Origin of the sequence: Bacteroides acidifaciens (genome assembly GCF_024623065.1) — a bacterium.
GTDB lineage: Bacteria > Bacteroidota > Bacteroidia > Bacteroidales > Bacteroidaceae > Bacteroides > Bacteroides acidifaciens.
In genome coordinates this window covers 56,423-81,444 of record NZ_JANJZR010000003.1, presented here as the reverse complement: position 1 = coordinate 81,444, position 25,022 = coordinate 56,423, and the positions used below count along the sequence as shown (strand labels likewise).

Below are 25,022 nucleotides of genomic sequence, written 5' to 3'. Positions count from 1 at the left end.
GGGCATTATTAAATTGCGTCATTACAAAACCACAAGCAGTCTTTCCTTATTTCAAGGGGCATTTCTACGTTGTCCGTAAAAAGTTGCCCCGTTCCCAAGCCTTGAGGAAGCGGGTTGTCGAAAGTGGCACACCACTGGGCGATGGCATTCAGACCGATATTTGACTCCAGGGCAGAAGTAATCCACCAGCCGATCTGTTGTTCTTCAGCTTCGTCAATCCATTCGTTTCCACCGGTGAATCCTCCATGTAGGGAAGGTTTGATGATGATATATTGGGGATGAATGTCGGCAAGGAGCTTTCGTTTCTCTTCCGGAGTGTTGCAGCCTATCAATTCCTCATCCAAAGCTATCGGCAAGGGAGATTCGGAAGCCAGGCGTGCCATTTCTTCCCATTGTCCGGCACGGATAGGTTGTTCGATAGAATGCAAGTCGAACTCGGACAGCCGTTTCAGTTTATCCATTGCATCAGCCGGAGAGAAAGCACCGTTGGCGTCTACACGCAGTTCTATTTCTTTAGAAGAAAAACGGGCACGGATATGACGGAGCAAGGCCAGTTCCTCTTCAAAGTTGATGGCACCGATTTTGAGTTTGATACAGCGGAAACCGGTCTTCATCTTCGTTTCTATCTGTGTCAACATTTGATTGTAATCTCCCATCCATATAAGACCGTTGATGGGTATTCCGGCTTCTCCACGGGAGAAAGCTGAATTCCACATAGCCCAACCGCCTGCATTATAGTGGCGGACAGCCGTTTCGAGCCCGAAGAGTATGGAAGGATATTTGCGCAAAGCGTCAACGTCCACCTTTCCGCCTTGCCTTTCCACTTCCCGGCAGGCATCTTCCAATATATCTTCGTAATCGGGTAGATCATCACAGCTAAGCCCTGGTAGAGGAGCACACTCCCCTATCCCTACCCTACCCGGAAAATCGGAAGAAGTCAGATGCAGATACCAGACTTTTCGTGTTGTATACGTACCTCGTGAGGTTCCTGCCGGTTGCTTGAAATGGAGCAAGCGGGGAGTTATTTGAATTTTGCAATCCATCAGATGTAAATATTTGAGTGCTCCGTATGGTTTATGGGAACTTAGGATACTGCTTGAAGTTGGGTTTGCGTTTTTCCAAAAACGCATTCTTTCCTTCCTGAGCTTCATCCGTCAGATAATAAAGCAATGTCGCGTCACCTGCCAGTTCCTGAATACCTGCCTGACCATCCAGTTCGGCATTCAGTCCAGCTTTAATCATGCGCAAAGCCAGCGGGCTGAGCTGCATCATTTCTTCCGCCCATTGCACATATTCGTCTTCCAGTTGCTCCAAGGGGACTACTTTATTTACCAGTCCCATATCCAGCGCTTCCTGCGCATTGTACTTCCGGCAGAGGAACCAGATTTCACGCGCTTTCTTCTGACCTACCACACGAGCCAGATAAGATGCACCGAACCCGGCGTCAAAGCTACCTACACGAGGGCCTGTCTGACCGAAGATGGCATTCTCCGAAGCGATAGACAAGTCACATACCACATGAAGCACGTGTCCGCCGCCGATAGCAAATCCGTTTACGGCGGCAATCACCGGTTTCGGGATACTGCGGATTTGTTTTTGCACATCCAGCACACTCAGACGGGGAACGCCGTCTTTGCCGATATAACCGCCACGTCCTTTCACATTCTGGTCACCGCCCGAACAGAAAGCCTTGTCTCCGGCTCCGGTGATGACAATCACGTCAATATCCGCTTCTTCGCGGCAAATGCGCAATGCGTCGCTCATTTCGGCAGTAGTAGTCGGGGTGAATGCATTCCGATAACGTTCACGGTTGATGGTGATACGGGCTATTCCATTATAGTAATCAAAGAGAATATCGTCGTATTCTCTGATGGTTGTCCACTCTCTTTGTGTTGACATAATCTATTTTTGTTTTAATTGGTAATAATAATTTTTCAGCATTCGTGCGTCTTTGTTCTTGTTGGTGAACACTTCCAACAAGACAGGGCGTTCCTTCGCTTCCGGTTGAGTGAAAATCTGCATAGTTTCAGCCAGTTCTTCATCATTTTCCGCTTGCAGATAAAGGAATCCCTGTTCTTCCGCCCAACCTTTGGCGGACGTCTTATGAACGGCCGCGATAAACTTGTGCGAAGTGCCCGACATATCCAGCCCCGGCAAAGTATGGAAAATCTCCCCGCCGCCGTTATTCAACAAAAGAATACGCAGATTGGGACGGACATTCACATTCCACAACGCATTCATGTCGTAGAAGAAACTCAAATCCCCGATGGCTATAAAATTCAGCTTATCGGAAGCCGCCGCATAACCGACAGCCGTAGAAAGCGAACCTTCAATGCCACTCGTCCCCCGATTGCAGCAGACCTCAATCGTAGAAGGAATGGCATACAACTGGGCGTAGCGGACCACCGAACTGTTGGCCAGATGCAAGGCGCATGATTCCGGCAATGACTTTATCAATGCACCGACAGCCGCCATCTCCGAATAGGCAAATTCCGGTTCGGGGATGATTTTGCAATAATTCTCCCACACACGGGGGTATTCAGGAGTACGGTTGTCAAGCAGGCTTGCTATCTTTTCCAAGAATTCGAACGGGTCCATCTCAATCACGGTAGTCAATGAACCGTAGAGGTCGACCACTTCACCGTCCGGCGACACGTGCCAATGTTCTTTGGGCGGATGCCGGCGAAGGAACTTCTTCAATCGTTTGGAGACGACGTGCCCGCCATAAGTAATCAACAGTTCGGGAGACATCCGGTCTATTTTCTCTTCGGGCATGGCATAGAGCGCCGCGTCGAAGTTCTTCACCGGAATACCGGGAACAGTCTGATTGCCGATATGCTCCGTCAACCAAGCGAAGTGCTTATATAATAACTTGGTGTGTCTCTTTTCAAACAGATAGATAAGGTTCATCTGACCGACAATAATCATCCGTTTCTGGTATTTGTTCATGCGGTCAATGAGGTCGTTGTAATCACGGTCGTAGACGTTCAATCCCTGGTAGCGCGTGATGACACGTACTTCGGGCAGGGCATCCGTCGTGAACTGGAACAACGGTTCGGAAATAGGGACATTGATATGAACCGGTCCCTTTCCGTGATGGTTCATCTCCAGCAGGGCTTCATTTATCAGGCGGTTGCAGTACCATTCATCTTCATCCGTGTGAATCTCCGGAAGATTGACCGACTTCTTGACCAGCGACCGGAACACGCCCGGTTGCGGTAGTGTCTGTCCGTCCATCTGCCCAATCCAGGCTGCAGGACGGTCGGCAGAAATGACAACCAGAGGAACATTCTGATAAAAAGCCTCTGCCACAGCCGGATGGAGATTCAATAATGCCGTTCCGGAAGTGCAGCAGATTGCGGCAGGCTTGCCACCATTCAACGTAAGCCCGATGGCGAAATACCCCGCACTCCTTTCGTCTGTCACCGCATAACAGGTAAAATCAGGATGGTTGGACAAGGTGTGCACGATAGGTATGTTACGGCTGCCCGGACACAATACAATTTTAGTAATCCCGTGCGCCTGAAGCAACGCAACCAGTTGGAGTATGTTCTTCTTATCTGTGTACATGATGGTTAGTGATTAGTGAATTAGTGATTAATAAGCTATCAGCCGTTTCATGGTCTGCAACTTCTTTTCCGTTTCCAGCCATTCGTCGTCCAGTTCCGAAGACGCCAGTAATCCGCCGCCGGCATAAAGGGTCAGTTGCTCGTCTCCGATATGCATACAGCGCAGGTTCACATACAAATCCGTCCTTCCGTCGGGGTCGAGCCATCCGATAAAGCCGGAATAGTAACGGCGGTCGTAACCTTCGTTTTCCAATATGAATTGATAGGCTTCTTCCTTGGGAAGCCCGCACACGGCAGGCGTCGGGTGCAGCACTTTCAGAAGATTTCCCAAGTCCTTATTATCTTTCAAGGAGAAATGAAAGTCGGTTTTCAGATGCGACAAAGCTCCGGCATAGGCAGGATAAGGTCCGTTCTCCGTAGAACGGATGCCTAATGAAAGAAGTTGCCGGCGGATATAGGATGCTACATAATCCTGCTCTTTCCGGTTCTTCTCATCCCACACTTGCGGTAATTTACCGTCCTGCAAAGGTTGCGTTCCGGCCAGTGCGACGGTGTTCCATCCGTCTTTTTCGCCCGACAGGATGATTTCGGGCGTGCTACCTAACCAGATACCCGTCTGAGGGGTGTAGCATAAGTATATATAAGAATGAATATACCGTTTGCAAGCCGCACGGAACACTGATGAAGGAGAGAAATCCGGCATCTGACCGATAACGAGTTCGCGGGATAGCACCAGTTTGTCAAAAGTCTCGTCGCGTAAGGCATTTATGAACGTATGGAAGCACGCGGCATACTTATCCGTACAAGTATTCAGAAAAGTTTCCTGCCTTTGCGTTTGCCCGGCTTTCTCCTGTTCGCCGTCCGTATCCACGTCCATCGGCAAGGGCTGTCCCGATTGGTCCGGTTGTATCAGCACAATCGGGCATGTCCCGCTCACCCGAAACGGGGCGATGACAAATCCCCGCTGTCCGTTCAGGTCTTTGAGGTCATAGATTAAACGGACAGTTCCCCCGGTCTGTAAGAGGCGGGGGACTTTCTCTCCGGGAATACGGTAAACAGCAAACGGTTGCTTTTGCCGGATGAATGTATCAATAGCTGTCAGATTACTTATTTCTTCGTCAATCATCTTTTTTTCATAACACTGTTGACTACCCGTATGGAAGACACCAGTTTGTTGGTTGAGGTAAAGACGTCTACATTCCATACATGGGATGAACGTCCTTTATGTACAATGGTTGCTACTGCCCGCACGGTATCTCCTTCGTGGGCAGAAGAGATGTGGTTGCCGCTGACTTGCATTCCTACGACGATTTCGTCCGGCTGGCAAAGAATCATTGAACCCAGTCCGGCAACCGTCTCTGCCAATGCAAGGGTGGCTCCGCCATGCAGAATGCCGAAAGGCTGGCGCGTACGATGGTCTACGGGCATCGTAGCCTCCACCCGCTCTTTGTCAGCATAGGTATATTGGATTCCCAAGTTTCCCATTAATGCGTGGCGTGCCTGTGCATTCAACTGTTCAAGAGGGATTTCCGCTGCACGGACTTCGGCAAGAATCGCTTTCTCGACGGCAAGCGCTACTCCGTCTTCTTCGTTCGAAGTTGTCACATAGTCGGCACAAGCCTTCACCGAATCCTGAGAATGTCCCATGGCTATACCCAGTCCGGCCAATTGAAGCATGGTTACGTCACACACACCGTCGCCGATGGCAATCACTTCTTCGCGTGTCACGCCCAACATCTCGAGCAGGGCACCTAACGTATTCGCTTTGTCAATGGCACAAGGAACCACTTCGAGGAAGTAAGGCTCGGAACGGAATACATCCAATGCTCCGTTCAGGCGTCTCTTCCAGTGTTCTTCCAAGCCGACAAGCGCTTCTTCGTCATCACTGACAAACATACATTTACAGGGAGCGAAATCAATGGCTGCGGAGAATTCGTCTTCCCGAATCACTTGCAGGTTGTTCAGTCGGGCTTCACTTTGGATATGTTCGTTTTCGGGAGAATCCGTGACAATCGTATCATCGTGATACGTGAATAACGCGAAACCATTCTTGCGGGCTTTTTTTTCCAGATATGGAAGCATTTCGGGGTTGATACGGCGTTCGAACAGGATTTCTCCGTTCTGTGCATTGATTATCTGGCAACCGTTATAAGAAAGGAGAAAGCCGCCATAATTTCCAAGTTCAAGAGACTTCGCCAGCGGCAGCAAACCATAAGTAGGTCTGCCGGAAGCCAGCACGATACGTACTCCCATCTGCTGAATCTTCAACAAAGCGGCCAGTGTACGTTTACTAATTTCTTTCGCATCATTAAGCAGTGTTCCGTCTACATCCAAGACCAATAATTTATACTTCATGGCTACACGATTTTGATTTAGATTACAAAGGTAGGAAATTGAGTGAACGACAGAAAGCGTAAACAGATAAAAATTACTTTAATTTCACTCTTTCAGACGCATTTCCAGATAATCGCAAAGGATTCGGGCATGATTGTACACCGGCTCTTTAAATCCTCGTACACTCGCTTTATCCTAACTTGTAACATTACTATATTTATTTAATTAACTTTATAATAATAAACCGAAAAAGCCGAGAATTGTTTACTGGAAACTCCTAATTCCTAAGCGAATCCTGTGCTTTCTTAAATTCGTAGGGTGTCATTCCTGTCTTTTTCTTGAAGAGGTTGTATAAAATCGGTGTACTGTTAAATCCGGACTCATCCGCTATGGCACGTATTGTATAATTGGGACATTTCTTCATCAATTTGATTGCATAAGTAATACGCAATTCATTGATATACCCGTTAAAGTTAGTCCCCGTACATTCACGTATCATCCGGGCAAAACGTGCATTATTCAGATGCACTATCTGCGCCAAATCTTCCCTTGAGAGTTCCGGCGAAAGGTATAATTGGTCTTGGACGACTATCCGGTTCAATTCTTGGAATATTTTCCTGTTCTCTTCCTCTTCACCGCTGACCTTATCCGTTTCATTCAGTTCTTCAGAGGAAATGACTTCCGGCTCTATTTCTGACGTGACAGCCAGTTGTCCGTATGCTTCCGACAACTGAGTGTCATATTTCCTATTGGAGATTCTTTCGTTTATAAGCTGGGCAAGCATCCTGTTCTTATACTCGACTATATGATTAAAACGCCACAAACGCCATACAAGAAACAGAGTCAGCACCACAACACATGCAAGGAAGCAGAGAGTTATATTTCTTATTCTCAATTGAAAAGCCTGTTCGGCGATATACTCTTCTTTTTCAGAGACACCGTACATTGCATTCAATTCCAATGCAACATTGTTCCTATCGCGGGCATTGATGCTGTCCGTTATGGCTAAAATTGTTTCACGTATCTCCGCAACTTCTTTGTATTTATGCATACCCAAGTATGCTTTCACTTCATGCCGGAGGACAGTCAGATATTGTTCGTTCAAAGTGTCCTGCTGAGTCCTCATCAGCTCCTTAAATCCTCTGCAGTTATCTATGACTGTCTCATATTGCCCGGAAAGCATCAAATAAGGGACTGAATGCATTTTTCCATCCGGAGTATGTGATTTCTTCTTTGACAAGTATTTCTGATAATATTGTTCCGCCTGCCCATATTTCTTCTCCATGCAATAAATATAGGCCAGCTTGGAATACAAATAACTATATTGGCCGTCCACATAAGCTTCAGGGATTTGAGGCAATGCTTTGAGCCGTTCAATCTGCTTCTCACGTTCAAAACCTACTTCCAGAGCCTCTTCGATTCGGGAATCATTCATCAGAAACCCCATTTTCGCCCCATAATAGTATGAAAGCAGCATCATTTCACGCTTCTCCTTCGACCCGCGCAGCAATTCAATAGTCCGGTCGAAATAATCATATGCCTTGTCTTTAAAAGACAATCTCCAGTTATTCTCTCCCATGCAGAAAAACAATCTGGCTCTAGCCTCTCTGTTTCCTAATTCTTGTGCCTGTCTGATTCCCTCTAATGCATAATGCATACTTTCATTATACTTGCTCATCATTGCCGAGAACTCAGCCAAATAGACTGTCATTTTCAGCATGTGTTCCGGGTCTTTCTGGTATATGGAATCAAGCAGATAAGCTTTTTTCGCATACATAAACGCGAGTTTGTTCATATACATATTACTATATGACAAACTACGCAATTCGTTTATCACCCGCAAAGAAATTGTTTTCCTGTTCTCCGCTTCGTCCAGTAATTGCAGAGCACGCTTAGAGTCAGATATATAAATATCCCGGATATACTTTTCAGTATAGAGAGAATCACTATGTATAGTCTTATCAGCCCTCGAATATTGATTGTGTACAAATAAAAGCACTAAAATACATACCAAAAAACGCATAAAATCTTACCGTGTTTAATCATTTAGCATCAAAGGTATGTATTTTCCATATAAGGTGCAAGTAGGCATTTAATTTTAAGCAACCTAAATTGCCTTCTTTACCCAAACAGCCAGGTTACGGGCATCAACGGAAAATTCGCCGTTCCCTTCTTCATCCAAAGTTACTTCTTCCTGAATGCTTCCGGTTATTTCGTGCCATATCTCACCCTTATGACCTTCACCCAGACTCATCGTTTTACTGCCGGCTTCGTCATTGGACATTAAAAAGACCAGTCCCGAACCCGTATGTTCCTCATCTCCTGTGCGAATAAAACCGACGGTGGAGGGGTGATCGAAATATTCAACCTGATCGCCATAAGCATATTTTCTTCTGGCGTCCAACAATATGTCCAAGATCTTGGTATGCGGGGATTTCTCTCCTTTTATTCCATAGTAATCCCCATAAAACAGGCAAGGATAACCATCTTTCATCAAGAGAATAAGACCATATGCCAACGGTTTGAACCAGTCTTCTATTTGGGACTCCAGCGAACTTCCCAACTGCGAGTCGTGATTATCGACAAATGTCACAGCCAAATCACAATGATGTTCGACCAGTGTATCCTTCAGGATATTCCGCAAATCATATTCTTTACCTTCCTGTGCTGCCTGAAACATATTATAATGTAACGGGACATCAAACAAATTCACCTTATGCCCTACCGTTTCCAAATAGGCGTCGAGTGTTTCCAAGTCACCGTTCCAATATTCACCTACGGCATAAAAATCATCTCCCCGTTCACTTCTCACCGCATCAAGAAATTGTGCGATAAACTGGTCTTTCATATGCTTGATAGCATCCAACCGGAATCCGTCGAGTCCAAGTTCATCGGTAACCCATTTCCCCCAACGGTTCAGTTCGGATACAACCTCAGGATGGTCCAAATCAATATCATTACACAACAAAAAGTCATAATTGCCATTCTCATTGTCCACTCCCTCGCTCCAGGCTTTTCCTTCTCCCTGGATCTGAAAGACTCCGCTACGTTTCTTGGCGTCGTCAAATCCCGTACCGGAGAAGTGATACCAGTGCCACTTAAAATCCGAATACTTGTCCTTACGTCCATGGAAGCTATATCCGGTCCAGCCCTGTATCTCATACGGTTCGCCCAACGCCTTGTTCCTTTCTTTGGGGTCAACCTCCACGACCATAAACTTTTCGGTAAAATCACCGCCTGCCTTATGGTTCAGCACTACATCCAGATAAACCGCAATATGATATTTGTGCAATTCGCCAATCATCTCTTTCAGTTCATCCTTCGTACCATACTTTGTCCGTACTGTCCCTTTCTGTTCAAATTCGCCCAGGTCATACAAATCATAAGTTGCATATCCTTCATCCTGCTGCTCGTCGGCTTTATAAGCAGGTGGAATCCATACTGCGGTTACACCAATGTCATGAAGATGCGACGCGTCTTCTTTTAATTGTTTCCATAACTTCCCGTCATTCGGGAGATTCCATTCAAAATACTGCATCATTACACCATTTTCCATATGCTATCTTTTTTAAATTGACGAGTATAAAACAAGTTGCAATAGAATAAAGTTCCTTCACAAGTATGAAATATTAGCAAAATGGTAGGAATTTGTCCATAAACCGAACGAACAAATGCTAAACAGCAGAAAGTTCAAGAGTATGGTTCATGCAACGACGAAAAATATCTTAATAATCCTTTTTATATCCATATTTACCGGGATAACAGCAATAAATTCTGTTTGTTCTGTTGTTTCTCATCATACCAAACAAGAACATACCAGTTCATTTACGCCACATAGGCATTGATTATTTTAAACAGTATTAATATAAAATTGAATGTATGAGAAAATTAAAAAATCATCCGTCCGCAGACCAATTGGAGTCGTATGACAAATATCCATGCTATGATGGAAATGATCTCGAATTGGTCTATACACCCGAACAATCCGTTTTTACACTTTGGGCGCCGAGCGCGGACAGGGTTCGTTTAAACCTGTACCCCGCCGGCGAAGGAGAAGAAAAGGAAGAACAACTGGATATGGACATGGCAGAGGATGGCACCTGGCGTATCAATATCGACCGTGACCTGAAAGGTTCTTTCTACACCTTCCAAATAGAGAAAGACGGCAAATGGCTGGACGAAACGCCCGGCATTTGGGCTAAAGCAGTCGGTATCAATGGTAACCGTGCGGCTGTAATCGACTGGAATGAAACGAATCCGGAAGATTGGGAGTCCGACCAGCCCCCCGAACTGAAGATGTATTCCGACATTATTCTCTATGAATTGCATCATCGCGATTTTAGTATTGATCCGAATTCGGGCATCAAGAATAAAGGAAAGTTCCTGGCTCTGACGGAAACCGGAACCAAGACACCCGAAGGGGAAACTTCCGGCTTAGATCACTTGAAAGAACTGGGCGTTACACATATCCATATCCTGCCTTCATTTGATTTCGCCACAGTAGATGAGACGAGACTGGAAGAAAATAAATATAATTGGGGATATGACCCGAAAAATTACAATGTGCCTGATGGAAGTTATTCCACCGACCCGGCTAATCCCGTCACCCGCATCCGTGAGTTTAAAGAAATGGTGAAGAGCCTACATCAGAACGGCTTCCGCATTGTACTCGACGTGGTATATAACCATACCGCTTCCACCGATCATTCAAATTTCGAACTGACCGTCCCCGGATATTTTTACCGTCAAAATCCTGACGGGTCTTATTCCAATGCGTCCGGCTGCGGAAACGAGACGGCATCAGAGCGCGAAATGGTTCGCCGTTATATCATCGAATCTGTAAAGTTCTGGGCGAAAGAATACCATATCGACGGTTTCCGGTTTGACCTTATGGGGATACATGACATTGAAACAATGAACCATTTGAGAGAAGAACTGCTGAAAATTGACCCGACAATCTTCGTTTACGGTGAAGGTTGGGCAGCAGCAGATTCCCCATTGCCTTTCGAGCAGCGGGCAGTAAAGGAGAATGTCGGACGGATGGAAGGTATTGCCGTATTTAATGATGAGTTTCGGGACGGACTGAAAGGAAGTACCTTCGACGAACAAGAACCCGGATATGCCTCCGGAAATATAAACGGGCATTTCGAACCGGTTAAATATGGTATCGTCGGCGGCACGCAGCACCCGCAGGTAGACTATGACGGATTGCTTTATTGTGATGGTCCTTATGCCGGGGCTCCTTCGCAAATGATTAATTTCGTGTCGTGCCATGACGGATACACTTTGATAGACAAATTGAGGCTATCCGTAAAGGGCGAACATGCTGAAGAGGAATTACCCTCTATCGACAAATTGATACATACAGTACTTCTGACCTCACAAGGAATCCCTTTCATCCGTGGTGGCGAAGAAATCATGCAAGATAAGCAAGGAGAACCGAACAGCTACAAGTCATCGGACGCTGTCAACCAGATTGACTGGGCTTTGAAAGCCAAGAACCGTGATTTTTTCGACTATATAAAAGGACTGATCGCACTACGTAAAGCGCATCCCACCTTTCGCATTCCAACAGTAGAGGGATTGGAACAATGGCTTCATTTCCTTGACACGGGTGATTCCGGTGTAATTGCTTATACATTGGGCGAATATGCTAATGGAGATGAATGGAAAGAAATATTAGTAGCTTATAATGGTAACCGGAACGAAGCGATTGTCCACCTGCCCGAGCAAGACTGGATAGTTGTTTGCAAAGATGGACAAATCAAATTGGACAGCCAGGAGCATTTGTCTGGTGGAGATATAGCTATCGCGGCTTCTTCCGCCTTGATTCTGTATAGAAACTAAGTTAAAATAATGATCATGATGTATAATTAAAATCAAGTCGAATATGTTTGAATATGAAATTTGGGGAAATTCCGTTCAGAACTGGATCATTTCCATACTTATTATTGTTGCCGCAATTGTTATTGTAAAGTTGATAACGCTATTAAGCAAAAGAGTACTTAAACCGTTAACAGACCGGACTAAGAATCAACTGGATAATATTATCTTTTATTCTCTCGAACCGCCTTTCAAGTTTGCAATTATTCTGCTGGGTATCTGGATAGCTATTCATCGTTTGGTATATCCGGACAGTTTCGTGAAAGTAGTAGACAACATTTACCGTATTCTGATTGTATTGGATATCACTTGGGTATTCGCCCGTTTGTTCAGCGGTTTGCTTCAAGTTTACTGGGGACGCCGTTCTGACGGTCAGAATAATAAAATGCTGCCGATTATTAAAAGGACAATCTTGGTTGTTGTCTGGATTATCGGTCTTGTGATGGCATTGAGTAATGTCGGAGTAAATATCAGCGCATTATTGGGAACCCTGGGTATCGGTGGTATCGCATTCGCTTTGGCAGCACAAGACACGGTAAAGAATGTGTTCGGTGCCTTCACCCTCCTGACAGACAAGCCTTTCAATATCGGAGATACCATTCGCTTCGACAGTATCGAAGGAACAGTAATCGATATAGGCATCCGGAGCACAAGAATCATGAACTATGATAAACGTATCATCACTATCCCGAACTATAAGATTACCGACTCTTCTATCATCAACATCTCTTCCGAACCGATGCGACGGGTCGTTCTGAATCTCGGACTGACGTATGGCACAACTGCCGAAAAGATGAAAGAGGCTTTGGCGATTTTAAAAGCTCTTCCACAAAAAGTGGAAAATGTATCTTCCAGTCCATCGGACGTGGTTGCCGTCTTTACTGAATATTCCGACTCCGCACTGGGTATCATGTATATCTACTATATTAAGAAGCAAGGGGATATATTAGGAGTGACTTCGAATATGAATACGGAGATTCTGGCTTCTTTCAATAAGGCAGGACTTGAGTTTGCTTTTCCAACAAGGACGGTTTATATACAAAAAGATGAGCCGGAAGATAATGGCAAAATTTCAAAATAAAAGATAGTTATCCCAGCTATGTAACAAAACAAATAAAGAGGATGCCTTTTGAAGGACATCCTCTTTATTTGTTTTATATCTTATTTCAGCGGAGAGACAGGGATTCGAACCCCGGGTACCTCGCAGTACAACGGTTTTCAAGACCGCCGCAATCGACCACTCTGCCACCTCTCCAAAACTTCCTTTATCAGAAGTACTTTCCGTTGAAAGCGGTGCAAAGGTACGAATCATTTTTAAATCTGCAAACATTCTGATAATTTTTTCGCGAATAAATCGTATTTTTGCAGTCCATTAGTAAGAACAAAGATATGATATACCCTCAAAATTTTGAGCAAAAGATAGGATTCGACCAGATAAGACAATTACTAAAAGATAAATGTCTCAGCACTTTAGGTGAAGAGCGGGTCATGGATATGAGTTTTTCCGAACAATATGAAGAAGTGGAAGAGAAATTAAACCAGGTAACTGAGTTTGTTCGCATCATTCAGGAAGAGGACGGATTTCCCGACCAATTCTTTTTTGATGTCCGTCCTTCACTGAAACGAGTGCGGATAGAAGGCATGTATCTGGACGAACAAGAACTGTTCGACCTGCGCCGTTCGTTAGAAACAATCCGCGACATCGTTCGCTTCCTGCACCGGAACGAGGATGAAGAGGAAAACGACGCTCCCTACCCCAGCCTGAAAAGACTGGCGGGAGATATAGCCGTATTCCCGCAACTGATTGGAAAAATAGACGGTATCCTCAACAAATATGGAAAAATCAAGGATAATGCCTCTACCGAATTATCCCGCATACGTCGTGAGCTTGCCAGTACGATGGGAAGTATTTCACGCTCTTTGAACAGTATTCTGCGCAATGCGCAGTCTGAAGGATATGTGGACAAAGACGTAGCACCCACTATGCGCGACGGTCGCCTGGTAATCCCCGTTGCACCGGGATTGAAACGAAAAATAAAAGGAATCGTACACGATGAATCCGCCAGCGGAAAGACCGTATTTATAGAGCCTGCCGAAGTGGTGGAAGCGAATAACCGTATCCGAGAACTCGAAGGAGACGAACGGCGCGAGATTATCCGTATCCTCACCGAGTTTTCAAACATACTTCGTCCGTCTATCCCGGAAATCCTTCAGTCGTACGAGTTTTTGGCAGAGGTGGACTTTATCCGTGCGAAAAGTTATTTTGCGATACAAACGAACAGTCTGAAACCTGCCGTCGAAAACGAACAACTGTTGGACTGGACGATGGCGGTACATCCCTTGTTACAACTTTCATTAGCCAAACATGGAAAGAAAGTCATACCTTTGGACATAGAACTTAATCATAAACAACGTATCCTTATCATTTCCGGCCCGAATGCCGGTGGTAAATCAGTCTGTCTGAAAACAGTCGGGTTACTGCAATATATGTTGCAATGTGGCATGCTGATTCCCTTGCATGAGCGTAGCCATGCAGGTATATTCAGCAGTATCTTTATTGATATCGGCGACGAACAGTCCATCGAAGATGACCTGAGCACCTACTCTTCCCATCTGACCAATATGAAGATTATGATGAAAAACTGCAATGAACGCAGCCTCATCCTGATTGACGAGTTTGGCGGTGGTACGGAACCACAGATTGGCGGTGCTATTGCCGAAGCTGTATTGAGACGTTTCAATCAAAAGCGGACATTCGGAGTAATCACCACCCACTACCAAAATCTGAAACATTTTGCCGAAGACCATGAAGGAGTGGTAAATGGAGCCATGCTTTACGACCGCCATCTGATGCAGGCGCTCTTCCAATTGCAAATCGGTAATCCGGGAAGTTCATTCGCTGTAGAAATCGCCCGCAAAATCGGATTACCGGAAGACGTCATTGCCGATGCTTCGGAAATCGTAGGAAGCGAGTATATCAATGCCGACAAATATCTACAAGATATTGTCCGCGACAAACGCTACTGGGAAAGCAAACGCCAAACGATCCGCCAGCGGGAAAAGCATATGGAAGAGACTATCGCCCGTTATCAGTCGGAAATGGAAGAATTGCAGAAATCACGGAAAGAGATTATCAAACAGGCGAAAGAAGAGGCAGAGCGAATGTTGCAAGAATCAAACGCCCGCATTGAAAATACGATCCGTACCATCAAGGAAGCACAAGCGGAAAAAGAAAAAACACGCTTGGCACGTCAGGAACTGACCGACTTCCGCACCTCTCTGGACGCACTGGCTTCCACAGAGCAGGAAGAGAAGATTGCACGCAAAATGGAGAGACTGAAAGAGAAGCAGGAACGGAAGAAGAACAAGAAAAACGAACCGAAAGCCGCCGCTGCCACTCCTTCAACCACACCCAAAGTCACTCCTATCGCAGTTGGCGACAATGTAAAAATCAAAGGGCAGACCAGTGTCGGACAGGTGATGGAAATCAATGGTAAAAACGCGACTGTCGCTTTCGGAAGTATCAAGACGACCGTAAAACTTGACCGGCTTGAACGTAGCAACGCCGTTCAAAAGACGGAAGGAATTGCTAAAAGCTCTTTTGTCAGCAGCCAGACGCATGACCAGATGTATGAAAAGAAACTGAATTTCAAACAGGATATCGACGTCCGCGGAATGCGTGGAGACGAAGCGCTGCAAGCGGTCACTTATTTCGTCGACGACGCTATATTGGTCGGCATGAATCGTGTACGTATCCTTCACGGCACAGGAACCGGAATACTCCGTACACTTATCCGCCAATATCTGTCCACCGTGCCTGGAGTCAGACATTATGCCGACGAGCATGTGCAGTTCGGCGGTGCCGGCATCACGGTAGTCGATTTTGACTAATCTGCAAAATCTGCCGGAAAACGCTTTCTTCATCGGTAAACCTTTATATCTCCAACAACGATTTACGGATGAACTATAAATGGATGCCCGAATTAGATTGGCGATATGGATATTTATTTGCCTGGTTTGTGATGGGAATTATCGGTATTATCGTATATTTGTCAGGCAAAAAGAAAAATTGGTATTAACGAAAACACACTTTCAATCATGAAATCAATCAAAGAGCTATATAGGATAGGCACAGGCCCTTCCAGTAGCCACACAATGGGACCACGTAAAGCTGCTGAAATGTTTCTGGAGCGTCATCCGGACGCCACTTCTTTTAAAGTCACCCTCTATGGCAGTTTGGCCGCTACGGGAAAAGGGCACATGACAGATGTAGCCATCATAGACACCCTGCAACCTGCCGCTCCGGTAGAAATCATATGGCAGCCCAAAGTATTCCTGCCTTTCCATCCTAATGGAATGACATTTGCAGCCTTTGACGCCAATAATAAAGTTACCGAGAACTGGACTGTTTACAGCATAGGCGGCGGCGCACTGGCAGAAAACAACAACACCCAGACAATCGAAAGCCCGGAAGTATACGGCATGAACAACATGACCGAGATACTGCAATGGTGCGAACGTACCGGGAAAAGTTATTGGGAATACGTGAAAGAATGTGAGAACGAAGATATATGGGACTATCTGGCAGAGGTATGGAGCACAATGAAAGATGCCATCCACCGCGGCCTGGAAGCGGAAGGCGTACTGCCCGGCCCATTAAACCTCAGACGAAAAGCCTCCACCTATTATATACGTGCCACCGGTTATAAGCAATCTCTCCAATCCAGAGGGCTTGTCTTTTCTTACGCCTTGGCGGTAAGTGAAGAGAACGCTTCCGGCGGAAAGATTGTGACTGCACCGACCTGCGGTTCGTGCGGTGTGATGCCTGCCGTGCTTTATCATTTACAGAAAAGCCGCGATTTCAGCGATATGCGTATCTTGCGGGCATTGGCCACTGCCGGCTTAATCGGAAACATCGTCAAGTTCAACGCTTCTATCTCCGGCGCGGAAGTCGGCTGTCAAGGAGAAGTAGGCGTTGCCTGCGCCATGGCTTCGGCTGCCGCCAACCAGCTATTCGGTGGTAGCCCGGCACAAATCGAGTATGCTGCCGAGATGGGACTTGAGCACCACTTGGGAATGACCTGCGACCCCGTATGCGGATTGGTACAAATCCCCTGCATCGAACGCAACGCCTACGCCGCTGCCCGTGCATTGGATGCCAATCTTTACTCAGCCTTTACAGACGGGATGCACCGTGTTTCTTTCGACAAAGTGGTGCAAGTAATGAAACAGACCGGACACGACCTGCCGTCACTCTACAAAGAAACAAGCGAAGGCGGACTGGCAAAAGATTATCAGCAGATGTAATTATAAAAAGCAAGCGGGTGTCAAAAGGTCATGTATTTACCTTCTTTTGACACCCGTTCCTGTTTCTATTATTCATTACAGCTTTTTATGCAGCAAGCGTTTAGCCAGACATTTCCGTACAGGTTCATCATACAACTTCAGGCACAGACAAGCCAATACAACACTCAATGCGTAAACACACAAAGCCACTTCCCAAGTTTCTCCCAAAGTGTAGAGCTGATTCTTAATCAACCATGCATAGAACAAATACATAAGCGGATAATGAACCACATAAATCGGATAAGATATATCTCCCAGGAACTTACATATCGCGGTCGACTTCTTATCCGTAGTGATTCCCGATGCTCCCAGCCAGACAAGAATAGGGAAAGCTATGATAACACAAAATGCTTCATAAGCACCATTTACGCAAAACGGCTCTGCACCTTCCAGATAAGGAACCGAAAACAAAGCAATCAAGACAATGGCGCATATCCAGAATGCACCTTTCAGCCTGACGGGTTTGAAGTTACGCGACAGAAGCATACCCAAAGAGAAAGGGAAAAGCATCCTCAATGATCCGCCTAAGAAATTCACGCCGTCCAATGTCCATCCCACTCCGATATTCCCATAACCTGAAATATTGAAGACAGCAAATAATGCCAACGCAATTCCCAACAAGACTACAAGTACCGTCAACGCCCTGTTCGACAAACGACGAATAAACAGGGCATAAAGGATATTACCTATATATTCAAAGAACAATGACCAGCAAGGCCCGTTCAACGGGAACATCTCCCCATTTCCGCGGACTTCATAACCTACACCCGGCATCGCAGGAATAAAGAATATCGTGCAGAGAAGAGACAGCATAACCATTGATATGGCAACGTGTGTTCCATCCCATTGCACACACCCCTGAAGATAAAATGTGACAGCCCCCAGAACAGCACCCATGATTACCATAGGATGAAGACGTATCAAACGGCGTTTGAAGAAATTTTTCATTGTCATGCTCTTACCCCAACGGTCGTCATACGCATAACCGATAACAAAACCCGAAAGGATAAAGAAAAAATCGACAGCCAAATACCCATGATTGAAGGTTTCAATCATACCGCTACCAGCGGAATTACTGACTTCCGCAAAAGCGTAGCCCTCAAATATATGATACCATATAACCATGAGAGCTGCCACGCCACGAAGTCCGTCAAGAAGATCATAATGTGCTTTAGTGTCTGCAAAAGCTGAGGAAGAAACGTTCGACATCTGTTTTTTATTGTTTAATTAATATTTTCAGATGGCAAAGATACAGCTTGGCAAGCGAAGTTCTTTTGCTCAAAAGCAAAAAATACCGGCTAATATCTATCTTTTAGCACGCACCCGGCTTAATGTATAAATGGAGAGTCCATATATTTATTCTCTTTCTATCCTCCACTCCCCTATTGTACAACGTTCGCTATCAAAATTGACAGCCACCTTCACGACAGGCAGTCCACACAAAGCAAAACGTTCCGGATAATTCTTCAAATCAATCTGTTCCATCGCCATATCCGCATTCTTATCCAGTTTCAGTTCCATCACATACAATGTAGTCTTTGTGCGCAGCACCATATCCACCCGTCCCCGGGGAGTACGGACTTCCACGTCTACATAGAAATTCAATAAACTGAATATAACATAAAACATTTGCTGATAATGACCTTCATACTTCGTATTGTCACATTGGGGAATAGTAGACAAGAATGTCTGCAAACGATGCAATGCGGCATCCATATCACCATTCCGGATATCACGCGAAAGATAAGCCACCATAGTATTGGCTTCCTCTGCATTATTGGCAACATAATGAGGAAGAAGGCTCTCCATCAATCCTAACCGCACTTCTTTATTGGGAATATCAAGCGTATAAATATCCAATTCCTTATCATAATCTTTAATAGTGATATAACCACTCTGATACAACAATGGAGTAATAGCAGTCATCGTTTCGGTAGGAGCATCGAAAGCAGAAACTTTTGCCTGCTTACGTCCTATTTCAGAAGGTTCCACATTAAACTTATCCAACATCTTTAACAGATAGGTAGGTGTGCCGCTTCCAAACCAGTAAGAATTGAATTTTCCATCTGCAAAAGCATTAAGCAAACTAAATGGATTATAGACATCAGGAGACGGATAGGTGAAATGATATCCGTCGTAGTTTTCTTTCAACTTCACAACTACTTCTTCAAACCCGACATCCATCTTTTTCGCCAACAGCTCTATATCATCTTTCATTTGGGTAAGCATCTCATCTTGTGTAATGCCACAAATAGCAGCATAAGGCTCATCCATACTAACATTCTTAATGTTATTCAATTCGCTAAAGATGCTAAGTTGGGAGAATTTAGTTATACCAGTCAGGAATACATAGCGAAGATAGGGATCGCAAGCCTTCAAAGGGCTATAAAAATTACGCATTATATTACGCAACACGTGAAGATTCTCTCGTTCATGCATCACATCAAGCAAAGGAGCATCGTATTCGTCAATAAGGACAACTACTTTTTTGCCAGTCTGTTTGTAAGCACGCTTAATCACCCCCATCAGACGTTGATTAGGATTAACTTCCTCTTTATCCTTTCCATAGAAGGACTCATAATTAGCAAGTTTCAGATTTAATTCTTGCAGCAGTTGCTCCTTATCCACATGCTTGGCCGTACTCATATCAAAATGCAATACCGGATATTCCGTCCACTCTTTCTCCAATTTCTCTATAGCCAGCCCATGAAAAAGTTCTTTACGACCGGAAAAATAGCTATGCAATGTAGAAGTCAACAGTGACTTACCGAAACGTCGCGGACGACTCAAGAAGATATATTTAGAAGAGAAGTGTGTCATCCGGTAAACATACTCCGTCTTATCAATATAAAGATAATTTTCTTCCCGTATTTCTGAAAATGTCTGTATCCCGATGGGATATAATCTGTGCAAATCTTCCATATCAGTAATCTTTGTCACAAAGCTACGAAAAAATATCGAATTCCACGATATACCCCCCTAAAACTAATATATCAACTATCTTCACAGACAGTTGATATATTTCACATACAAACACATATCGGTTTTACACCAATATGAGGGGATAAGTCAGGAATATACCGCTGTATTCTTCCCAACTCATATAATGCAGGGAATTCATGAATATATCATGAGTTCAGGGACCTACATATTTCTTTGATATTCCGCCACATATTCTCTTGCTTATTATATTAATGGTCGAAACTATTATCTCACAATCGCTTCTTTTATTTTCTCTACGATATAATGCACATCATCATCCGTTACATACGGTCCGGCAGGAAGACAAAATCCAACTTTGAAGATTTCCTCTTCTACTCCGTTCGTATAGAAAGGAGCATCCGCATAAACCGGTTGCTTGTGCATCGGCTTCCATACAGGACGTGCCTCAATCCTCTTTGAAAGCATGAATACACGGAGTGCCTCCACATTCTCATTAGGCTGGCAATCCGTCGTAGCACAATCTACAGCTTTAATCACACCGGCAGCACCACCCACAGCAGTCTTAACAACTTCCTTATAAGCATTCTCCTGACCCACAATCCTTACATCAGAGTCAATAGTGGCCGTACATAACCAAAAGTTAGAATCATATCGTGCATCCGCAGGCTGCTTGTGGATATGAATACCTTCCACATCCATCAGCAGTTCCTCATACAATGCCTGAACATGCTTGTGGTGGGCAATATGCGCATCTGCCACAGTCATCTGACCACGCCCAATACCGGCACAAATGTTACTCATACGATAATTATACCCAATGGCCGTATGTTGATAGTAAGGATAAGCATCACGGGCCTGGGTCGCATACCACATAATGGTATTTTTGTCCTCCGCATTCCGGCAAATCAAAGCGCCACCACCGGATGTGGTTATCATCTTATTACCGTTAAATGACAATACACCAAACTTTCCAAAGGTCCCCAACACCTTACCATCGAATCTGCTACCAAATCCCTCTGCGGCATCCTCTACAACAGGAATCCCATATCTGTTTGCAATCTCCATGATTTTCTCGCAATCGTAAGGCATACCATAAAGTGCCACAGGAACAATAGCCTTCGGTTTCTTACCGGTTTTGGCGATACGATCTTTTATAGCCTCCTCTAATAATATCGGATCCATGTTCCAAGTATCCTTTTCGGAGCCAATGAACACAGGCTTTGCACCAAGATAAGTTATCGGATGCGACGAAGCACAAAAAGTAAAGCTTTGTACCAATACCTCATCACCTGCCTGAACCCCACAGCCAATCAATGCCAGATGAACTGCTGCCGTACCTGCCGAAAGTGCAACAACCTCATTCTGTCCGCCTACAAAGTTCTTCAAATCTTCTTCAAAAGCATTTACGTTAGGTCCCAAAGGAACCACCCAGTTAGTATCAAATGCTTCCTTTACGTATTTCTGTTCAATTCCGTCTTCGCTCATGTGAGCAAGACAGAGATAAATTGTTTTTTCAGGAATATAGTTCATAATTTCATATTATTTCGTTATCATATTTCATATTTTTACCGAGTACTGTACAAAAAATCATCTGAATATCCTTCACAAACGAATAATGCTCATAGTAATACTTATTAATACGAACCTTGTCGGGGTATATCACTTTATCATTATATTCTTCTGCAATTTCCTGAATAGTACGAGTATCCCCCCCTTTTTGCTTCTGTGCGACATATTCCGAAATCATTTCATCTTCAAGACGATATTTCAAAGTGGCAGGTCCTGTAATGCCGGGGCGAAGTTTAAGAACTATGCGATCATTCCCCTGCAACTTATCTGCATATCCGGGCACATCTGGACGAGGACCTACAAATGACATATTGCCAATCATTACATCCCAAAGTCCGGGCAATTCATCTATTTTATAGTGACGCAATATCGATCCAAACGGAGTGATACGGTTATCACCAGCCACACTTACTGTTGCCCCATTATGTTCTACAGTCATTGAACGAAATTTGTGACAAGTAAACAACTTTCCACCTTTTCCCACGCGCTTTTGAGTAAAAATAGCCGGACCATCGGGCATCTTTACTTTTATAAGTATCGCAACAGTTATAAACAACGGCCACAGAACCAATAGTGCAATTAACGACACTAATCTATCAAATATCCATTTTAAACACATTTTGCTTATGGATTTAGTTTTTTATTCTTTACTAGTTTCACGAAATAATAAACCATTTCTCCCCAAAGGGCTTTTAGGTCACCTTTTTCATAATCATCAAAGCCATCAAACTTAAAGTTCAATAATGCCTTCAACTCCCTCCAAGATAAATTCAGATGACAGACACGAGTAACGAATGTGATAATATCCCCAAGAATCCATTTGGTTTTTACACCAATTTTCACATTTACAGATTCATCATAGCGTCCCTTTGTTGCCAAACAATAGTGTATCCAAGGAATATCAAAGCCTGCACAAACAGGTGTAGCAAGCCCACCAGTATAACGAGCGTTAATCTCAATAAATGCTACCTTACCTCTCTCCTTATCTACACGCCAATCAAAACCTAGTACACCTTCGTAACCCACATATTTTACAAAGCGAATGGCATATTCTATCAGTTTTGGCTCATCAACCATTACACGCTGTGTAGTAGTACCACCACCTTCAGTTTTTGTTACCATAGCCTGATAAACCGAAGCGAACACTTGCTCTTTACTACACACAATATCTACACTATAATCACATCCTCCAATAAACTCACTTATGAGTAAATTTTCCCTACCATATTCAGTAATAAGTATCTCAGCTTCTTTCTGTGTTTTTGGAAAAAATACCCCCTTAGCAGAATTGCCAACCTTAGTCTTTACAACAATAGGATAATCACACATGGAAATATCATCTATATTTTTAGGGTAAGGTATGCCTAATTCCTTAGCAATCATAGCAGTTTGATACTTGTCAGCCAATAGTAACTGCAAGTCGGCATCAACTACAGGAATTACCAAATCCTTAGGAAACTCGCTACGATGCTTTGCGATAATCACCGATTCATCATGAGTAGGAAGAAGCACTTTAGGCTTATGCGTTTCCACAGCTTTCTTCAATACAGTAATGAATGCAGCTTCTTCAGTGAAAGGATCTGGATAACTAAAACTTCCCACTGCATAATGCGACTTACTACAAATATTCGTAGTAGATGTATCACACACAATCACCCGCAAGCCATGCTTTGTTAAATTTTTCACAATTGTATAACCTACACGATTCCAGCAATAGGTCACCATAACATCGCAAATCGGTGTTTCATTATGCCACATAATTTTATTTTTTTTCGAATTACACTTAAGAAATTAAATCACACAACAAAAACAATATATATTGTTCTTCAAAAATCAAAATTTTCTATTGTAAGTCATAGTCTTGAGCAATCTAAAACCTTTGTCAGCCATTTTTAAAAGCCCCCTAACCTTCATGAATTACCAGCAGAATGAGCAAGACACCCAACATTACACAAGCGTTGTGGAAATTAATGGCTCTTTGAAAATGTTCACACACAGTATAATATTTTATCGTAGAAATCACATAAGCACTTACGTACAAATCCCTGCTCATATCTTGAAGCAATCAACTTACGGGCATTGTTTGCAAGACCATCACGGAAATCTGTATCAAGCATATGTTTCATGGCATTATAAAGCGCATCAACACTCTTAGAAGGAATGACAGTTCCATTCTTACCTTCAATAATAATCTCACGCGCACCATTAATATCGGTTACAATTTGAGGTAATCCCATGGCACCAGCCTCTATCACCACATTCGGAAATCCTTCCCGATAGGATGCAAGCACGGCAACATCTGCTGCTGCAAACCAAGGACGCACATCGTTTTGCTGCCCTACAGCCTCAATAGCACTACAATTCTTAATTAAGTTAAGTGTTTCAGATTTAAGAGGATCAAGTTTATCTTCATAACAGCCAACAAGAATCAGACGTGTGGCACTATTTTCCTTATTCAATTTAACAAAAGCTTCAACCAATTCATTTATACCTTTGTCACCCACTATACGACCTACAACAATAAAGGTACAAACAGACTTTTTACGCAATTTCTCAGCCTGTTCCATCACTTCCGGTGTCTTGTCAAAGCGTTCAAGGTCTATTCCGCGACAATTGCCGTAACCCAACACCCTTATTGGCTTTTTAGTAATGCCATTGTTCAACAAATCATTTTTTACCCCCTCCCCTTCTGGAATAATATGTGTAGCACAAGCACAAGTAAGCCAATCCGTTGCCATCAATATTTTCTTTTTCAACCCAACGGAAGTAGGAAATACCAACCCTGTAAAGGTATGCACACGCACAGGTACACCAGCCATCCGAGCCGCCAGCATACAAAGCAAACCTGCTTTAGGGGTCATAGAATGCACCATTTTCGGCTTTTCTTTGCAGAATGTACGCCACAACCGCCACAAAGATTTTATATCCTTGATGGGAGAAATGTGACGTTCCATATCCACCTCTATGCACTTGACATCAGGATGCAATCTACGTACCTCTTCCCATTCTAGACCAGAAGATGACAATAACACTACTTCATACTTTTTTTGTAAATCGGGAAGCATTCCCATCACAAAACCCAAAGATTGGGGAACTGTGCAGGCACGAATTATTTTCTGTTTTGCCATTTTTCTATTATTAAAAAATACCTATCCTATCATTTACCAATCAAATCCATATGAATGATATATCTGATTATTCACATCCTTCACCCTATACTAATCAACTTATTACCAACAACTTCCAGTGAATAATTAGTTTTTTTTCACTCTTCACACCCTTCACTTATCGAATCACGGCATCACGGAGACGCTTACCCAGCCTCTTTCATTAGTAACCGTTTTAGGGATAAATAACCACTTGGCAAAGTCTAATTGT

17 protein-coding genes, 1 tRNA gene and 1 pseudogene are annotated in these 25,022 nt (G+C 44.0%); 5 read left to right on the top strand and 14 right to left on the bottom strand.

The features are described from left to right. Positions 1-8 precede the first annotated feature (8 nt). The 7 genes from NSB03_RS01445 to NSB03_RS01415 all read right to left on the bottom strand — a co-directional run bounded on the left by NSB03_RS01445 (position 9) and on the right by NSB03_RS01415 (position 9,459). A complete protein-coding gene (locus tag NSB03_RS01445) occupies positions 9-1,043 on the bottom strand; it encodes an o-succinylbenzoate synthase (protein ID WP_024986205.1) in 1,035 nt (344 codons plus the stop codon). Positions 1,044-1,074: 31 nt separating this feature from the next. Then, positions 1,075-1,899, bottom strand: coding sequence for a 1,4-dihydroxy-2-naphthoyl-CoA synthase (menB, locus tag NSB03_RS01440; protein WP_024986206.1), 825 nt, complete (start codon positions 1,897-1,899; stop codon positions 1,075-1,077). A gap of 3 nt (positions 1,900-1,902) precedes the next feature. Beyond that, positions 1,903-3,570: a 2-succinyl-5-enolpyruvyl-6-hydroxy-3-cyclohexene-1-carboxylic-acid synthase gene (gene menD / locus NSB03_RS01435; protein ID WP_024986207.1), complete on the bottom strand. Its 1,668-nt coding sequence runs from the start codon at positions 3,568-3,570 to the stop codon at positions 1,903-1,905. Positions 3,571-3,597: 27 nt separating this feature from the next. Continuing rightward, entirely contained in the window at positions 3,598-4,695 is a 1,098-nt protein-coding gene (locus tag NSB03_RS01430; RefSeq protein WP_024986208.1) for an isochorismate synthase, read from the bottom strand. After that, positions 4,692-5,924, bottom strand: a complete 1,233-nt coding sequence (locus NSB03_RS01425; protein ID WP_136013909.1) for a Cof-type HAD-IIB family hydrolase — start codon at positions 5,922-5,924, stop codon at positions 4,692-4,694. The genes NSB03_RS01430 and NSB03_RS01425 overlap by 4 nt, the downstream gene beginning before the upstream one ends. Positions 5,925-6,180: 256 nt before the next feature. Continuing rightward, positions 6,181-7,926 (bottom strand): helix-turn-helix domain-containing protein, encoded by a 1,746-nt coding sequence (locus NSB03_RS01420; protein ID WP_024986209.1) that lies wholly within the window; start codon positions 7,924-7,926, stop codon positions 6,181-6,183. 84 nt (positions 7,927-8,010) lie between these two features. After that, a complete protein-coding gene (locus tag NSB03_RS01415) occupies positions 8,011-9,459 on the bottom strand; it encodes an alpha-amylase (RefSeq protein ID WP_024986210.1) in 1,449 nt (482 codons plus the stop codon). A gap of 323 nt (positions 9,460-9,782) precedes the next feature. Between NSB03_RS01415 and pulA the strand changes: the two genes are divergently transcribed. Together pulA and NSB03_RS01405 are read left to right on the top strand one after the other, a co-directional pair. Beyond that, positions 9,783-11,750 (top strand): type I pullulanase, encoded by a 1,968-nt coding sequence (gene pulA, locus NSB03_RS01410; RefSeq protein ID WP_024986211.1) that lies wholly within the window; start codon positions 9,783-9,785, stop codon positions 11,748-11,750. A gap of 43 nt (positions 11,751-11,793) precedes the next feature. Next, a complete protein-coding gene (locus tag NSB03_RS01405; RefSeq protein ID WP_024986212.1) occupies positions 11,794-12,867 on the top strand; it encodes a mechanosensitive ion channel family protein in 1,074 nt (357 codons plus the stop codon). 89 nt (positions 12,868-12,956) lie between these two features. Here NSB03_RS01405 and NSB03_RS01400 read toward each other — a convergent pair. Continuing rightward, a tRNA-Ser gene (locus NSB03_RS01400) sits at positions 12,957-13,041 on the bottom strand. 134 nt (positions 13,042-13,175) lie between these two features. On the opposite strand from NSB03_RS01400, the gene NSB03_RS01395 reads away from it, so the two are divergent. From NSB03_RS01395 to NSB03_RS01385, 3 genes and pseudogenes are all read left to right on the top strand, one after another. Then, positions 13,176-15,677: an endonuclease MutS2 gene (locus NSB03_RS01395; protein WP_024986213.1), complete on the top strand. Its 2,502-nt coding sequence runs from the start codon at positions 13,176-13,178 to the stop codon at positions 15,675-15,677. A gap of 5 nt (positions 15,678-15,682) precedes the next feature. Next, positions 15,683-15,865 (top strand): annotated as a pseudogene (locus NSB03_RS01390) (magnesium/cobalt transporter CorA); the annotation flags it as partial. A gap of 19 nt (positions 15,866-15,884) precedes the next feature. Then, positions 15,885-17,093, top strand: coding sequence for an L-serine ammonia-lyase (locus tag NSB03_RS01385; protein WP_024986214.1), 1,209 nt, complete (start codon positions 15,885-15,887; stop codon positions 17,091-17,093). 75 nt (positions 17,094-17,168) lie between these two features. Here NSB03_RS01385 and NSB03_RS01380 read toward each other — a convergent pair whose 3' ends face one another. From NSB03_RS01380 to NSB03_RS01355, 6 genes are all read right to left on the bottom strand, one after another. Continuing rightward, positions 17,169-18,341, bottom strand: coding sequence for an acyltransferase family protein (locus NSB03_RS01380; protein WP_024986215.1), 1,173 nt, complete (start codon positions 18,339-18,341; stop codon positions 17,169-17,171). A gap of 147 nt (positions 18,342-18,488) precedes the next feature. Continuing rightward, positions 18,489-20,054, bottom strand: coding sequence for a PD-(D/E)XK nuclease domain-containing ATP-binding protein (locus tag NSB03_RS01375; RefSeq protein WP_257466166.1), 1,566 nt, complete (start codon positions 20,052-20,054; stop codon positions 18,489-18,491). Positions 20,055-20,339: 285 nt separating this feature from the next. Then, on the bottom strand, positions 20,340-21,605 hold the full coding sequence (locus NSB03_RS01370; protein ID WP_257466165.1) for a DegT/DnrJ/EryC1/StrS family aminotransferase: 1,266 nt from the start codon (positions 21,603-21,605) through the stop codon (positions 20,340-20,342). A gap of 4 nt (positions 21,606-21,609) precedes the next feature. Further along, on the bottom strand, positions 21,610-22,263 hold the full coding sequence (locus NSB03_RS01365) for a sugar transferase (RefSeq protein ID WP_257466164.1): 654 nt from the start codon (positions 22,261-22,263) through the stop codon (positions 21,610-21,612). Positions 22,264-22,268: 5 nt separating this feature from the next. Further along, entirely contained in the window at positions 22,269-23,402 is a 1,134-nt protein-coding gene (locus NSB03_RS01360; RefSeq protein ID WP_257466163.1) for an ATP-grasp domain-containing protein, read from the bottom strand. A gap of 230 nt (positions 23,403-23,632) precedes the next feature. After that, a complete protein-coding gene (locus tag NSB03_RS01355) occupies positions 23,633-24,772 on the bottom strand; it encodes a glycosyltransferase family 4 protein (RefSeq protein WP_257466162.1) in 1,140 nt (379 codons plus the stop codon). Positions 24,773-25,022 lie beyond the last annotated feature (250 nt).

Bases quoted from the DNA above. Each gene is read 5' to 3' on its own strand.
- menB (WP_024986206.1), bottom strand. From the start codon at position 1,899: ATGTCAACACAAAGAGAGTGGACAACCATCAGAGAATACGACGATATT.
- NSB03_RS01365 (WP_257466164.1), bottom strand. From the start codon at position 22,263: ATGTGTTTAAAATGGATATTTGATAGATTAGTGTCGTTAATTGCACTA.
- NSB03_RS01405 (WP_024986212.1), top strand. From the start codon at position 11,794: ATGTTTGAATATGAAATTTGGGGAAATTCCGTTCAGAACTGGATCATT.
- NSB03_RS01355 (WP_257466162.1), bottom strand. From the start codon at position 24,772: ATGGCAAAACAGAAAATAATTCGTGCCTGCACAGTTCCCCAATCTTTG.
- NSB03_RS01360 (WP_257466163.1), bottom strand. From the start codon at position 23,402: ATGTGGCATAATGAAACACCGATTTGCGATGTTATGGTGACCTATTGC.
- NSB03_RS01420 (WP_024986209.1), bottom strand. From the start codon at position 7,926: ATGCGTTTTTTGGTATGTATTTTAGTGCTTTTATTTGTACACAATCAA.
- NSB03_RS01375 (WP_257466166.1), bottom strand. From the start codon at position 20,054: ATGGAAGATTTGCACAGATTATATCCCATCGGGATACAGACATTTTCA.
- NSB03_RS01415 (WP_024986210.1), bottom strand. From the start codon at position 9,459: ATGGAAAATGGTGTAATGATGCAGTATTTTGAATGGAATCTCCCGAAT.
- menD (WP_024986207.1), bottom strand. From the start codon at position 3,570: ATGTACACAGATAAGAAGAACATACTCCAACTGGTTGCGTTGCTTCAG.
- NSB03_RS01445 (WP_024986205.1), bottom strand. From the start codon at position 1,043: ATGGATTGCAAAATTCAAATAACTCCCCGCTTGCTCCATTTCAAGCAA.
- pulA (WP_024986211.1), top strand. From the start codon at position 9,783: ATGAGAAAATTAAAAAATCATCCGTCCGCAGACCAATTGGAGTCGTAT.
- NSB03_RS01430 (WP_024986208.1), bottom strand. From the start codon at position 4,695: ATGATTGACGAAGAAATAAGTAATCTGACAGCTATTGATACATTCATC.
- NSB03_RS01395 (WP_024986213.1), top strand. From the start codon at position 13,176: ATGATATACCCTCAAAATTTTGAGCAAAAGATAGGATTCGACCAGATA.
- NSB03_RS01385 (WP_024986214.1), top strand. From the start codon at position 15,885: ATGAAATCAATCAAAGAGCTATATAGGATAGGCACAGGCCCTTCCAGT.
- NSB03_RS01425 (WP_136013909.1), bottom strand. From the start codon at position 5,924: ATGAAGTATAAATTATTGGTCTTGGATGTAGACGGAACACTGCTTAAT.
- NSB03_RS01370 (WP_257466165.1), bottom strand. From the start codon at position 21,605: ATGAACTATATTCCTGAAAAAACAATTTATCTCTGTCTTGCTCACATG.
- NSB03_RS01380 (WP_024986215.1), bottom strand. From the start codon at position 18,341: ATGTCGAACGTTTCTTCCTCAGCTTTTGCAGACACTAAAGCACATTAT.